General features: G+C 34.3%; 13 protein-coding genes. 9 read left to right on the forward strand and 4 right to left on the reverse strand.

Translation table 11 applies throughout. The features are described from left to right. The first annotated feature begins 65 nt into the window (after positions 1-65). Together BN38_RS03885 and BN38_RS03890 are read left to right on the forward strand one after the other, a co-directional pair. On the forward strand, positions 66-851 hold the full coding sequence (locus tag BN38_RS03885; RefSeq protein ID WP_044565686.1) for an Mrp/NBP35 family ATP-binding protein: 786 nt from the start codon (positions 66-68) through the stop codon (positions 849-851). 8 nt (positions 852-859) lie between these two features. Further along, complete coding sequence (locus BN38_RS03890) at positions 860-1819, forward strand: DUF1002 domain-containing protein (protein WP_044565687.1); 960 nt, start codon at positions 860-862, stop codon at positions 1817-1819. 39 nt (positions 1820-1858) lie between these two features. On the opposite strand, the gene BN38_RS03895 is transcribed toward BN38_RS03890, so the two are convergent. The 4 genes from BN38_RS03895 to BN38_RS03910 form a co-directional block, all read right to left on the reverse strand. After that, positions 1859-3094, reverse strand: coding sequence for a C40 family peptidase (locus BN38_RS03895; RefSeq protein WP_044565688.1), 1236 nt, complete (start codon positions 3092-3094; stop codon positions 1859-1861). Positions 3095-3154: 60 nt separating this feature from the next. Then, the gene (locus tag BN38_RS03900; protein ID WP_044565689.1) at positions 3155-3739 is read right to left on the reverse strand and encodes an HD domain-containing protein; all 585 of its coding nucleotides are present in this window, start codon (positions 3737-3739) and stop codon (positions 3155-3157) included. A 96-nt stretch (positions 3740-3835) separates the two neighbouring features. Then, the gene (locus BN38_RS03905) at positions 3836-4978 is read right to left on the reverse strand and encodes an MFS transporter (RefSeq protein WP_230197721.1); all 1143 of its coding nucleotides are present in this window, start codon (positions 4976-4978) and stop codon (positions 3836-3838) included. 247 nt (positions 4979-5225) lie between these two features. Then, a complete protein-coding gene (locus tag BN38_RS03910) occupies positions 5226-5507 on the reverse strand; it encodes a GNAT family N-acetyltransferase (protein WP_044565691.1) in 282 nt (93 codons plus the stop codon). Positions 5508-5577: 70 nt separating this feature from the next. Between BN38_RS03910 and BN38_RS03915 the strand changes: the two genes are divergently transcribed. The 7 genes from BN38_RS03915 to BN38_RS03945 all read left to right on the forward strand — a co-directional run bounded on the left by BN38_RS03915 (position 5578) and on the right by BN38_RS03945 (position 14094). Beyond that, positions 5578-6348: a hypothetical protein gene (locus BN38_RS03915; protein ID WP_044565692.1), complete on the forward strand. Its 771-nt coding sequence runs from the start codon at positions 5578-5580 to the stop codon at positions 6346-6348. A gap of 160 nt (positions 6349-6508) precedes the next feature. Beyond that, the gene (gene trkA, locus BN38_RS03920) at positions 6509-7879 is read left to right on the forward strand and encodes a Trk system potassium transporter TrkA (RefSeq protein ID WP_044565693.1); all 1371 of its coding nucleotides are present in this window, start codon (positions 6509-6511) and stop codon (positions 7877-7879) included. A gap of 2 nt (positions 7880-7881) precedes the next feature. After that, positions 7882-9342: a TrkH family potassium uptake protein gene (locus tag BN38_RS03925; protein WP_044565694.1), complete on the forward strand. Its 1461-nt coding sequence runs from the start codon at positions 7882-7884 to the stop codon at positions 9340-9342. 1019 nt (positions 9343-10361) lie between these two features. Then, positions 10362-11396, forward strand: a complete 1035-nt coding sequence (locus tag BN38_RS03930) for an ABC transporter substrate-binding protein (RefSeq protein ID WP_044565695.1) — start codon at positions 10362-10364, stop codon at positions 11394-11396. 9 nt (positions 11397-11405) lie between these two features. Then, positions 11406-12479: an ABC transporter ATP-binding protein gene (locus BN38_RS03935; RefSeq protein ID WP_044565696.1), complete on the forward strand. Its 1074-nt coding sequence runs from the start codon at positions 11406-11408 to the stop codon at positions 12477-12479. Next, on the forward strand, positions 12476-13300 hold the full coding sequence (locus BN38_RS03940; RefSeq protein ID WP_044565697.1) for an ABC transporter permease: 825 nt from the start codon (positions 12476-12478) through the stop codon (positions 13298-13300). Before BN38_RS03935 ends, BN38_RS03940 begins: the two co-directional genes overlap by 4 nt. Then, positions 13297-14094: an ABC transporter permease gene (locus tag BN38_RS03945; RefSeq protein WP_044565698.1), complete on the forward strand. Its 798-nt coding sequence runs from the start codon at positions 13297-13299 to the stop codon at positions 14092-14094. Before BN38_RS03940 ends, BN38_RS03945 begins: the two co-directional genes overlap by 4 nt. Positions 14095-14187 lie beyond the last annotated feature (93 nt).

Here is a 14187-nt window from a genome sequence, read left to right on the forward strand (position 1 = left end):
AAAATTAGATATAATCATAAAAAGAGCATCATAAGATGCTTTTTTTAAATACAAAGGAGTTAATAATGGAAACAAAAAGAAATTTTGACCAATTTAAAGTAAATCTAAACGAAGGTTCATCAGTTGGTCATGTTATAGCAATCATGTCTGGTAAAGGTGGGGTAGGCAAATCCTCAGTAACTAGTATGCTTGCCAATAAATTAAACAAAGAAGGATACAAAGTTGGAGTTTTTGATGCAGACGTGACAGGACCATCTATACCTCAAGCCTTTGGTATCAATGACAATGTTAGAGGAACCAAGGAAGGTTTGATGTATCCAGGCATCAGTCGAGATGGAGTTGAAGTTATATCTGTAAATATGATTTTGCCAAATAAGACAGATCCGGTTGTGTGGAGATCATCAATAGTAACTGGCGTTATCAAACAATTCTACACAGATGTAGATTGGGGTAAGCTAGACTACCTACTAATCGACATGCCACCAGGAACAAGTGATGTACCACTTACAGTTTTCCAATCACTACCAATAGATGGAATTGTAGCAGTTGCAACTCCACAAGGCTTAGTTGAGATGGTTGTAGAAAAATCCCTAAAAATGGCTAAGATGATGGGCAAGGATGTCATAGGCATAGTCGAAAATATGTCATATTTCAAATGCCCAGATTGTGGAAGTGTCCACAAGATTTTTGGCGAAAGCAATATTGATCAAGTTGCAGAAAACCATGGCATAGATACAGTAGCAAAACTACCAATAGACCCACAAATAGCAGAACTAATAGATAAGGGTCTAATAGAGGATAAGAATCCAAGCGAACTTGACCCAATAGTTTCTAAAATCACAAGTTTATAGGAGGGGTTATGAAAAAAAGATTAATAGCACTTTTGTGTGCCTTTGCCCTAGTGATACCAAGCCTAGCCTTTGCAGCGGGCAAAGATAAAAATGATGTAATATATGGAGTTGCCCTAGATAATAAGAAGCAAGAACAAATGAATGATGTATTTGGAGTAAAAGCTGGAGATGCAAACACTAATTTTTCAACTGTAAATGGTAAAGATTTAGAAAAATATCTTGGCTATGAGGCTCCAGATGGAAATATGATTTCCTCTGTATATATAAAATATTTGCCAGCTAATTCTGGAATAAAGGTAAATATAAGCACACCTGCAAATATTACCCAAATAACCAATGGCCAATACACTAACGCTGCTATAACAGCAGGGATTACAGATGCAGATATATTTGTAGCAAGTCCAACACCAGTTACCGGTGAATCTGCCCTAGTTGGTGTTTACAAGGCCCTTGAAGAAAAGGGACAAGAAATCGACCCACGAAGGGCGAAAGTTGCTCAAGAAGAGCTTGAAACAGTAACAGAAATTGCAGAAGAAAACAAAGAAAAAACTAATTTTGATCCAAAAGAGTTAGATAAGCTAATAATAGAAGTAAAACAAAAATTAGCCGAACACAAGGAAGAAACAGGCCAAAATGCATCAAGCGAACAAATTGGAATCTATATCAACGATGCCTTAAAAAATGTCAACCTTGAAAATATTTTAAGCGATAACAATATAAATATTTTAATAAATTATTTTGATAAATACCAAGACTCATCAGCTATTGATAGTAAAGAAGTAAAAGAAAATCTCATCAAATTTGGCAATGAACTAGCAAATAATGCCAACGAGTTTTATGAAAATAATAAGGATTCAATTGATGATGTAGTCAACCAAGCCCAAGAAAGTGGTTTACTTGACTCAATCCTAGACTTTTTTAGATCAATTGTAAACTCTATAGCAAATTTATTTTCGTCAAATAATTAGACAAAAAGATCCAGACTCTCAAATGAGGTCTGGATTTTGCTATTGTACTATTCTTTTTATAGAAATTGGATTTCTAATAGGACTTATTATAATTCCAACTCTTGGGCTAGATGCATGGATCATATTGCCATTGCCATCAGCCATAGCTACGTGGGTGATATTATTTAGGCTCGTTCCAAAAAATACCAAGTCCCCAGCTTGTTCTTGACCAAATGGAATTTCTAATCCATATCTTTGTTGGCTTTGAGCAAAGTGTGGCAACTCTACTCCTATTTGCCTATAGATTTGCATGGTAAAACCGGAACAATCTATACCATTTGTAAGAGATACGCCACCTAGGACATAAGGACGGCCTACAAATTGGGTAGCCCATTTATAAAGCTCTACACCGACTGGATTGCCAGTAACTGGAACTTCAATCACAGATGTGTTTGTATCGTTATTTTGGACATTTTCATAAGTAGTTATTGTTTCATAATGAGTTTCTTGGATTTGTCTAACTTGGTTTCTGATAGACTCTTCATATTCCAAAGTTTCTTTGATATGTTTATTCATATCCTCATATGTATTTTTTAACTCTTCCAAGTCTTTCTTGTCTTTTTTAGAAATAGCAAGGGAAGATAGCTTAACATAGCCTGTTACAGGATCTTTTAGTTTATCTTCATTCTTACCAATTTCTACTGTTTGTGGACTTTCGGATAGGGTAACTACTTCTGGAATATCCTTTATAGAATCATCTAAAGTAACTGTCTTTACTCCAGAATCTTTGTCATCTGATAGGCTAAAAAGCAAGTCATTGTTGGATAAGTCCTCGATATCAGTTACGTTGATTTTCCTGTTATCCTTATAACTTTCATCATAAGAAACTTTCACAAATTCAGAATCTTTTACAAATTCTAAAATAGTTACTTTTGTTTGCTCCAAGAGCTTGTAGGGAGCAGAGTTTGTAGATTCACTATTAGCTTCGCTTTTTAGATTTGTGGCATCTATAATATTAGACTGGCTAAGCCTATAAAACCAAGATTTACCAACATAGCCAGTTTTCCCGTCAAAATTAATTTGGTACCAATTTTCATCTTCATCTTTAATTTCATACATAGTAAAATCTTCTATACCACCTAAGATTTCGCTATTTGTATCCTTTTCGCTACGTACATTAACACCAGGGCTTGTTTCTTTATTTAAAATAATAGAATCAGCATAAGCCGTGTTTGAAATGAAAATTTGAGAAAGGATTAAAGATGTGATAAATAATTTTTTTATACTTACAGACATTCAATTCTCCTAATTTATTACATAATAATTTTATTAGATAATAAATTTTCTGTCAAATAATCAGTACTTTTCATACAAAATGTAAGCAAAATCTACAAGGTCTTTGGAAAAACCATTGCGTAGGTAGGCCGAATCTAGCCTATTGATTCTTACCCTATCTAGGCCATCGGCATCCTTGAAAAGCTTTGCCAAAAATAAGGCCCTATCAAAGTCTGTGACCTCATATTCTCTGATTATATCCTCCATATATTTATCATCTGTAGAGTGGGCGGTGATTACTGCTTGGAGGATATTTGTATCGTCTTTGTCTATATTGGCATATTTAATAGATTCACTTGCTGCACGTTTGCCGTGATCTGTATCCCAACCGTCATTAACCCTTTTTGTATCGTGTAGGCAAGCAGCAAAGCGAATAATATCGGTATCTCTCTTGTCAAGTTCATACTTCCAGGCAAGGACTAGGGCAAAGAAAATAACCCTTTCTATGTGGTCTTGGCCGTGGACATTGCTTTTGAAAAGAATGTCAGTATTCAAATTTTCACAAGTATCTAGAAGTATATCAAAATATTTTGTGTCTTTAAATTCATTAAAAAATTCGTAATCTTTGATCCATTCGTCTTTACAAACTATATCAACTATTCTCATAAAATCTCCTTTTGTATTATTTTATCATTTTACATTGATTAAATAAAGTTAATATTTGTCAATATAAAAAAAGAGAGCGATAAATTCACTCTCAAATTACATTCTTATTTTTCTTTCTTCATAGATATTTAAAATAAGCATCAAAGCATAAATCACACTAAAGGCTGAAAAAGCTAGGGTTAATGAAGTTGTATTAAATGCTCTATTAATTCCCTCTAGGAAAAATGGAGCCAAAAATCCGCCGACATTGCATCCTATGAAAAGCAAGTTATTTGCTATACGAGCCTGAGATCCTTTGGCAAATCTTGCAACTTCTGCAAATAGGTATGGTGTGCACAAGGATTGGGAAAAGGCAAGGAAAAACATAGAAACTAGGTAAATATACATATTGTAACCAAATAAGGCGATAACCATATTAAAGATTACATAAATGCTGAGACCTAGGTAGAGCGTTTTTTCCCTCAATAGTTTATTGATTGCACCAAACATAAAGCCAAAAACCATGCCTGAAATTGGTAGGATTAGCATATATAGGCTTACATCAGCATCAAGACCCTTTGCTAGGGTTGCAATTGTTGGAAATCTTACACTTATAGCTGTGTTATTCATAATAATAATAGCTATAAAAACTACATAAAAAATTAATTGGCCACTTATCCTAAATTTTGACTCATCTTTGCTTTCAACATTTATGTCCACATCAGGAATTGTTCTATTAAAATTAAACATAATTAAAAAAGCAAAACCGTAAACCAGAAATGCAAGTTGCCATTGGATCTTGATTAAGAGACCTGCAATAAATAATAGGGCCATTTGTCCAATAAACTCTGCAGAAATTCTTATACCGTGTAGCTTATTTGCCTCGTCTCCTTCAAAAAATACATTTATATAATTGGCACTGTGTCCATTAAATAGGCCAACACCAGCACCCATCAAAAGACGGCTTATTATAATAGATGTATATGACTTAAATACTACTGGTGTAATCGCACTTAGCCCCACTAAAAATAGACCGGTATCCACGCACTTTTTCATACCGACTTTTTGGGTAATCTTTTCATTTAATAATATAGTCACAATTGATGCTATAGATGCAAGGGTTATCATCATTTCAGCATTTGTGATAGAAAGTCCTAAGTCTATTTGCATAAAAGCAAGGGTACCGGATACTACACTATTGCTGGCAACATAAATTGATAGGGCAAGTATTGCTATTTTTTTCCTTAAATCATTTTTCACCGAAATACCTCTTTTCATAAAAATATCATATCAAATGATAAATAAAAGGTAAATAATGTCACATTAGCGTAATGAATAAGAAAGGCCTAAAAATAGCCAATTCATATGTATTAATAAGAGAATAAGTTCAAATATTTGACTTTTGTAATAAATATTATGAAAAATAAAAAATATTATAAAAAGCTTTGTAAAAAAGGGCAAAAAAAGAGTGCTTGCTTAATCATGCCTAGCACTCTTAGTATTAATTTTATCTAGCGTCCAAGTCCCCGTATTTTTCTGGCTCTTGATCAAATTTCTTAACTGCATATGAGCAAATAGGGATGATTTTTACATTTTCCTTTCTGGCAGCTTCACAAACTTCGTCAACTAGCTTAGCTGCTAGGCCTTGACCTTGGTAATTGCTATCAACAACTGTATGGGTGATAGCCCAAGTGTCATTTGTTTTTTCTTCGTATTGGCAGAAGCCAGCTTTTTTATCACCATCTAAAGCTTGAGCTTCGTGTTCTTCTTTTACAAATTTTATAATCATTTTATTCACCTCTTATTGAATCTATACCCCAATAATGGGTAAATAAATAAAAATAATATAGGAGGAAATTATGGAAAGAAGAGATTTTAAATTATCAAGCGTATTAATTATTCAAATTTTGATGGCTCTTATTCTATATCTTTTAGGAAAGATACTTAATGGACCTATAGAAGAATCCGAACCATCGATTATTTACTCAATTTTGGCTTTGTTAATTACTATACTGGGAAATGTAACCCTTGCCCACGGTTTATTATTTAATAGGATGGGTACGGTTTCAGAATATTTAGATGGAATCCATGTTATAAATCCATCAAACTTTGGAGTTAGCCTATTATTAAATGTAATCCCAACTATAGCAATGACTTTAATTGGAACAGTTTTTGCTGCATCTTTAACTGTTAGCCTTCTGGCAGGAAACTATAGTGGCCTGGGATCTTTTGCTTTTGGTCTAATAATAATACTTGTATTATCTACTATATATTATATTTTTACCGCCTACCAATTTTTTGTCATAGCTGAGAATCCAAAGATGCCTTTTGGAGATCTTTTTAAAAAAGTATTTGTTGTTGGTAAAAATTTGGCTGGGCAAACAGTAAAGGTATTTTTGAAATGGATATTACTTCCTGTAATTATTTTTATAGTTTTGATAGTAGCCTTGTTTGGGGCGTCAAGTGGAGCTAATATTGGGGCAAGTATTTTTGCTGGGATTCTAAGCCTTGTTTTCATTGTTTATATAGTTGTCGCTTATGTATTTTTCCTAAACCAACTTTCATTAAACTATCTAGGTTACAAGGAGAAAAATAAAGAAGAAGCTTATCAAAAGCAAGTATTTGAATAAATATATAAGAGACAAAAGCTGACTTTTTTAGGTTAGCTTTTTTCTTTGCCTATTAGTCTTATTGTAAAGTATCTATGTGGTATAATTAAGTTAATTATCTATGTTTTAAACTTGAATTTAAATATATAAATGCTATACTAGTTAGACTTAGGAGGAATAGATGAATATTATTATCCTGGGAGCTGGTAAGGTCGGCTCTTATCTTACAGAAGAATTATCTTTACAAAATCACGATATTTTGGTAATCGATCAAGATAAGGATATCTTAAATAAATTACTTGAACAAAATGATGTCATGGCGCTTGTCGGCGATGGAACAGATATTGATGTATTAAAAGAAGCAAATGTCGATAACTGTGACATATTCATAGCCCTAACAAGAAACGATGATACTAATATTATCTCTGCAGCCCTAGCAAGAAATTTGGGAGCAAAGGACATAATACTTAGGCTAAGAGATACTAAGTATGTTAACAATTTGGATAATATAGTAGAACTAACTGGTTCTAATCTAGTAATAAATCCAGAATACCTTGCTGCAAAAGAAATTCAGAGATCTATCAAATATTCCCATGCTAGAAATGTACAAAGTTTCCTAGAAGATAGGTCAATGATGCTTGAGATTACTATTGGCAAAAATTCTAGGCTTGCTGGTCTTAGGCTTAGTGAGGCCGACTCATACTTAAACCAATTTGATGTGCTAATGGGCATAGTAAATGACCATGGAGAAATCAGTATACCTAGGGGTAATTTTATCCTAGAAGCAGGGCAAAAAATTTATATAATGGGAACAAAAGAAGATGTAGATACCTTCTATAAGGCGGAAATTCCTGAAAATATTAGAATGAAAGATGTGCTTATAATAGGTGCAAGCTCCTTAAGTTCACATCTAACTAGACTCCTACTAGAAAGAAATTTTAATGTTACAGTAATTGAAATTGATAGAGAAAAGGCGATTAATTTCCAAGAGCAATATGCTGAAGCCATAGTAATAAATGCAGATGGTTCAGATCCTGATATATTAGAAGAAGCTAGGGTTGAGAGCTTCGATGCTGTTGTAGCCCTCACAGGCATGGACGAAGAAAATATCTTGATTGCCCTAATAGCTGAAAAATATGGAATTGAAAAAATTATAGCCAAGGTAAATAGAACAAGCTTGTTAAAGATAACCGGAATCTTAGACCTAGATGCCACCTTTACACCAAAATCTGTAGCATCTAACTATATCAATAGGGTCATCAGGTCAAAGGTCGATTCTAAGGACATATCAACCTTAAACAACCTCTACAAGCTAGAAGATGATCAAGTAGAAGTCCTAGAATTTGAAGTAAGCGAAAACTCTTTGCTATTTAATCATAGTTTGAAAGAAGTAAAGGTAAAAGATGACACCCTAGTGGCAATAATTGAACATAGAAATCGTGACGGATCGATTGAAGTTGCTACAGGAAATTCTGTCATAGAAAAAGGTGATAGGGTCCTAATCATTACAAAAAGTAAGAATATGGCTCAAGTTGACGATATATTGGAGTAGGTATGAACATTAAAATTATAAATAACGCTATTGGAAGGCTATTGCAGGTACTAGCTTTATTGATGATTTTACCATTGATAGTTGCTTTTATTTACAAAGAAGGCACAAATGACAAATTATATTTCGTATTTCCAATTATCTTATCAGGACTTTTAGGGACTTTCTTAGTAAAAAAGGGAAGTACAAAAGGCCATGTATTTACTAGAGAAGCCATGTTTACCACAGCTTTTTGCTGGGTTTTGTACTCTATTATTGGAGCCATTCCTCTTTACTTGACACCAACAAACTATCCCAAATTTTTGGATGCCTTTTTTGAAATGGCAAGTGGATTTACAACTTGTGGTGCATCAGTTGCTACAAACGTAGATATACTTCCTCACTCAATAATATTTTGGAAATCATTGTCCCACTTAATAGGTGGTATGGGAATTTTAGTATTTACCCTTGCGATTTTGCCAAAGCAAAACAAAGAAGCAACAAACCTAATGCAAGCAGAAGTCCCAGGACCAACCTTTGGAAAAATCACACCAAAATTAGCAGAAACAGCAAGAGTCTTATACATACTATATCTTGCCTTGACACTTATAACTACAATAGCACTATTGCTAGCTGGAATGAACTTATTTGATAGTATCATATTTGCTATGGGAGCTGCTGGAACTGGCGGATTTGCAAACCATGGGACAAGTGTAGCCTTTTATGATTCTAGGTCTATAGAAATCATCCTTGGAGTTGCTATGATGCTCTTTGGAGTAAATTTCAACTTATATTACTATGCAATAATAAAATCTGTAAAAGAAAGCTTCAAATCAGAAGAACTTTGGGCATATGTAGGAGTAATATTTGTTGCGACAGTCCTCATATTCATAAGCATAAGACCAATCTATAATGATCCTTTGTATTCTGGATCAAATGCGTTTTTTACAGTGTCATCGATAATTACAACAACAGGGTATGTATCAGCTGACTTTGGCAACTGGCCATTTTTTGCTAGACACCTACTAACCCTACTTATGTTTATAGGTGGATGTGCTGGCTCAACAGCTGGTGGTCTAAAGGTCTCTAGAGTAGTGATGATGTTTAAATCTGCGATAAATCAAATAAAAACAGCTGTTAACCCAAAGAGGATTACAGTAAATAGATTAGATGGCAAAAAAGTAGATGATGATGTCGAAAGTTCAACCAATAGATATTTTTTGATCTATACGATTTTATTTGTAATCTTTATGATAATAGTTTCAATAGATACTAGTGATTTTGAAACGGCATTCACAGCAGTGGCGGCAACAATAAATAACATAGGACCATACATTGGAGAACTAGGCCCAATGGACACATTTGCAAGGATGAGCGACCTATCAAAATTCACATTGACCCTTGCTATGCTATTTGGAAGATTGGAATTATACCCAATGCTACTATTAGTATCTCCAATGACATACAAGAATATCAAGAAAAAATAAAAAACTTGATTTTTTGATTGACTTTTATAGTTTTAATCATTATAATTGCAGTGACAATAAAATAAAAAAACAAAAAACATTAAGAACACCTGTGGGGTAAGAACTGGTGGGAAATCTCACATTTATCCATACTTTAGACTCATTTATATGGCTAAAACTCACAACCACAGGGGGCAAATTGCCAAATCCGAATAATAAACTTCCTACCTATAGGGTTTAAATAATGAGTAAATAGGTAGGATAATAAAATCCTTGTTCAAAATAATGTGCAAGGAATTTTTTTGCCCAAAAAGAGTTGGAGAAGATATTTTTTTAAATATCTTGGACTAAAATTTTTGTTTTTTGATTGGATGATTATCTTGTGGTTTTTCGTTATTTAAGGATATACCGTTGCACTAAGGGAAGCTATCTAGTTACTTGTAGCATATTTATAGCATGTAAGTAAATACTTTTTTATATTAATATGTCTTTTATTTTGTTGTAGTTTAAGGTTATTCCTTCGACCTAAGGGGGAAAACCCAGGGGAGTTCCGATTCTCCCCAACTGGTTTCCCCCTTAAACCCCCATTTCCGCTACCCCTCGAAACGGCCACTCGCGTGGGGCGGATTGATAATACCAACATCAAAAATTGGGTTTTTGCAATCTCAAATTTCTAAAAATCGCAAACTCGCTTCGCTCAAACAGTGCGATTTTTTAAACGAAATTATGAGATCTTAAAACACCAATTTTTTCCACCTCTAGGCTTAAAAACACTTAGACTTAACGGTGCAGCTTATAGTGCATAAACAGTTAAAACAAAAGAATTCTCGAAGAGAACTTCTTCTGCTCTGCGCACCACGCAGTGGCGGAGGGGGTGTAGAAGGTATAGGGGGATCGGGGGAAAGGAAAAAGGGGTCTCCGCTACCCCTAATTCCTATCCCCCGAGGTGCAGCGGAATATCCTTAAACTATAAATAAACCAAAAGATAATTAATCAATTAACAAAATAAAAAAATATTTTAAACTTTAAAAGGAGGGATTATGAAGAAAAAGAGCTTTTTATTATTGGCTTTAATATTATTACTATCATCTTGCTCATCAAGAGAAAAAAACCAGGTTGTTGTTTTTAATGCTGGTGAATATCTTGATTTGGATTTGATTCCTGAGTTTGAGAAAGAAACGGGGATTGATGTTGTTTATGAAACATTTACTTCTGATGAAGAGATGTTTATAAAGCTATCCCAATCATCAAATAACTATGACGTTATTTTTCCGTCAGATTATATGGTCCAAAGACTTAAGAAAAATGACATGCTCGAAAAAATTGATTTTTCTAATGTCCCTAATTTTAAATATGTGGAAGATAAGTACAAGGGCCTTGATTTTGATCCTAATAATGAATACACAGTGCCTTATTTCACATCACATTTTGGCATAATTTATAACAAGGATATCATCAAAGAACCTATAACGAAATGGGCTGATTTGTGGGACCCTAAGTATAAGGGTGAGATTATAATGTACGATTTGCCAAGGCTTTCTATGTCTGTTGCCCTACAAAAACTTGGTTATTCTATAAATACTACAAATATGGATGAAATAGAAGAAGCCAAAGAGGAGCTAATCAAGCAAAAGCCCTTGGTTTACGCTTATCTCACTGATGAGGCCAGGGACTTGGTAGTCCAAGGCGATGCGGCGATTACTGTTATGTATTCTGGGGATGCGCTTTTAATGCAAAGTCAAAATGAAAACCTTGAGTATGTGATTCCTGAAGAGGGAATGAACCTACAAGTAGATTCTATGGCTATTCCAAAGGGAGCAAAAAATAAAAAAAATGCTGAGATTTTTATAAATTATTTTACAGACCCAGATGTTTCTGCAAAGAATGCTGAGTGGATGGAAGGCTTCACGTCAGTTGTATCAGGTGTTAGAGAAAAGTTACCATTTTATATTGCTGATTCTGATATTGCCTATCCAGATTTTGATAAATTGCCAAAACTTGAGATGTTCAAGGACCTAGAAGGATTTATGCAAGTTTATAACGACAAATGGGTGGAAGTCCTAGCAAGCTATTAAGGAGGGGAAATGAGTCAAGTACTAAATTTAGTTGGAATTAACAAAGAGTTTGATGGCAAAAAGATCTTAGATGACATCAATCTATCGGTAGAAAGAGGAGAGTTCCTAACTTTAATAGGACCATCAGGATGTGGCAAGACAACAACTCTAAGAATTATTGGAGGTTTTGAAAATCCAGATAGTGGAGAGGTAATCTTTGAAGGTAAAGATATCTCAAAGCTCCCACCAAATGAGAGAAATATAAATACAGTTTTCCAAAATTACGCCCTTTTCCCTCATCTAAATGTATTCGACAATGTTGCCTTTGGCCTTAGGATAAAAAAAGTTCCTGAAAAAGAAATAAAAACAAAAGTTCAAAAATCCCTAGACTTAGTTGACTTGGCTAAATATGGTAACCGTGATATATCAAGGCTTTCAGGTGGTCAAAAACAAAGAGTTGCCATTGCTCGTGCCTTGGTAAACGAACCTGAAATTATACTATTTGATGAACCTCTTGGAGCCTTGGACCTAAAACTAAGAAAAAGGATGCAAATCGAACTAAAAAATATCCAAAAAGAAGTAGGAATCACCTTTATCTACGTAACACATGACCAAGAAGAAGCTCTTTCTATGTCAGATAAGATTGCAGTAATGAATAAGGGAATCATTGAGCAATACGGAACACCTCAATACATTTATGAAGAACCAGTAAATGCCTTTGTTGCAAATTTCCTTGGAGATTCAAATATCTTTAGGGGCAAGATGGTCGATAGGTCAAAGGTAAGATTTTTAAACCATGAATTCCCATGTGTAGATAAGGTTATGCCAGGCAAGGACGTAAGCGTCATGCTTCGTCCAGAATACCTCTACCTATCAAATGACGCTAGCCTTAGGGGCATTGTAGAAAATACAATGTTTAAGGGAACTTATTACAATATCAAAGTAAGTGGAGAAGATTTTTCTATAAATGTCCACAATCCAGAAAATGTAGAAATAGGCAGTGAGGTAGGAGTTGCCATAGACCCTGATGCTATACACGTTATGGAAGAGCCTACAATAGAGGCAGATCCTTATGATAACCCATTAGTTGAGGAGCCATCATGAAAAAATATTTAAATATTTACCTGGTTTGGGCGGGAGTTTTTATAATATTGCCGCTGATATTGATACTTTTGTATTCTTTCAACGGATCAGAATCTATAGCCTTTGACAATTTCACATTTTCCTTTAGAAATTATCAGAGATTTTTTGAGCCTATCTACCTAAAAATGCTTGGAATAACCTTACTCATAGCTTTTCTAGCGACACTAGGATGTTTATTGATTGGCTATCCTGTTGCCTATATAATTTCTAGAATGGATGAAAATGTGGCTTCATCATTAATCTTTGTCTTTATAATGCCAATGTGGATAAATTTACTCTTAAGGACTTATGGTTGGATTACACTTCTGGGCAGAAATGGTGTATTAAATAGGTTTTTAGCAAGTCTTGGCATGGACCCGCTTGGAATAATGTATACACCAACAGCTGTAGTCTTGGGCATGATTTATGAATTTTTGCCATTTATGGTAATCCAAATTTATAATGCCCTTAGAAAAGTTGACCCAAACCTTATAGAAGCCGCCCTAGATCTAGGAGCAAATAGAAAGACAGTATTTAAAAAAGTAACTTTTCCACTTTCACTTCCAGGAGTTTATACAGGAATTATAATGGTATTTATCCCTGCCATATCAACCTTTGTGGTATCAAACCTCTTGGGTGGACAAAAAGTTTATATGATAGGAAACCTCATAGACCAACAATTCACTTTCACTGGCAATTGGGGATTTGGATCGGCAACTGCAATAATTCTAATGCTTATACTAATCCTAGCCCTTGCAGTTCAAAGAAGATTTGGTAGAGACTTAGAGGGGGATATAGTATGAGAAAATTTCTAGAACGCTTTTACACTATCCTTGTATTTTTATTTTTGTACGCACCAATTGTAGTGATGATTGTCTTTTCTTTTAACGACAGTAAACTACGTGGCCGCTGGGTTGGTTTTACAACCGATTGGTATGTAGAGCTATTTTCTAATCCAGAGATTATAGGAGCGGTGAGAACTACCCTAATAGTAGCAGTAGCTGCGACAATAATTGCGACAATAATAGGAACATTGTCAGCTATTGGCATATCAGAACTACGTGGAAAACGCAAGAATATGATATTAAATATTAACTACTTACCAGTTTTAAACCCGGATATCATCACAGCTATATCTCTTATGGGCCTATATGGTTTCCTAAGGATGGAACTTGGTTACATTACCATGATTTTATCCCACATTATGTTTTGCATACCCTATGTCGTTTTGACAGTACTGCCAGCTGTAGAAACTATGGATAAAAATATTATAGAAGCTGCCCTAGACCTTGGGGCAACTCCATCATATGCTATAAGAAAAGTTTTGATACCAAATATTAAAAATGGAATCTTGGCCGGAGCTTTGATATCTTTTACCCTATCCATAGATGATTTTGCCATATCCTATTTCACATCAGGAAATGGCGTGTCTAACCTATCTATGACTATTTACGGCATGGCAAGAAGAGGAATCAACCCATCTATCAATGCCCTATCAGCAATAATATTTGTCATAGTATTCATATTTTTGTTTTTACAAAATAGGAAAGCTATTTTTGGCAAGAATAAAGAAAATCCTTCATTTATGCCAGCATAGCTTGACAAAATGCCTGATATATAGTAATATATACCAGTCGATTATAAAGTTTCTTCTTATGAAACTTTTCGATTAAATCGCGCTTCCTGTAAG

This window comes from Anaerococcus provencensis (genome assembly GCF_000312365.2).
Lineage (GTDB): Bacteria > Bacillota > Clostridia > Tissierellales > Peptoniphilaceae > Anaerococcus > Anaerococcus provencensis.

Bases quoted from the DNA above. Each gene is read 5' to 3' on its own strand.
- BN38_RS03885 (WP_044565686.1), top strand. From the start codon at position 66: ATGGAAACAAAAAGAAATTTTGACCAATTTAAAGTAAATCTAAACGAA.
- BN38_RS03890 (WP_044565687.1), top strand. From the start codon at position 860: ATGAAAAAAAGATTAATAGCACTTTTGTGTGCCTTTGCCCTAGTGATA.
- BN38_RS03895 (WP_044565688.1), bottom strand. From the start codon at position 3,094: ATGTCTGTAAGTATAAAAAAATTATTTATCACATCTTTAATCCTTTCT.
- BN38_RS03900 (WP_044565689.1), bottom strand. From the start codon at position 3,739: ATGAGAATAGTTGATATAGTTTGTAAAGACGAATGGATCAAAGATTAC.
- BN38_RS03910 (WP_044565691.1), bottom strand. From the start codon at position 5,507: ATGATTATAAAATTTGTAAAAGAAGAACACGAAGCTCAAGCTTTAGAT.
- BN38_RS03915 (WP_044565692.1), top strand. From the start codon at position 5,578: ATGGAAAGAAGAGATTTTAAATTATCAAGCGTATTAATTATTCAAATT.
- trkA (WP_044565693.1), top strand. From the start codon at position 6,509: ATGAATATTATTATCCTGGGAGCTGGTAAGGTCGGCTCTTATCTTACA.
- BN38_RS03925 (WP_044565694.1), top strand. From the start codon at position 7,882: ATGAACATTAAAATTATAAATAACGCTATTGGAAGGCTATTGCAGGTA.
- BN38_RS03930 (WP_044565695.1), top strand. From the start codon at position 10,362: ATGAAGAAAAAGAGCTTTTTATTATTGGCTTTAATATTATTACTATCA.
- BN38_RS03935 (WP_044565696.1), top strand. From the start codon at position 11,406: ATGAGTCAAGTACTAAATTTAGTTGGAATTAACAAAGAGTTTGATGGC.
- BN38_RS03940 (WP_044565697.1), top strand. From the start codon at position 12,476: ATGAAAAAATATTTAAATATTTACCTGGTTTGGGCGGGAGTTTTTATA.
- BN38_RS03945 (WP_044565698.1), top strand. From the start codon at position 13,297: ATGAGAAAATTTCTAGAACGCTTTTACACTATCCTTGTATTTTTATTT.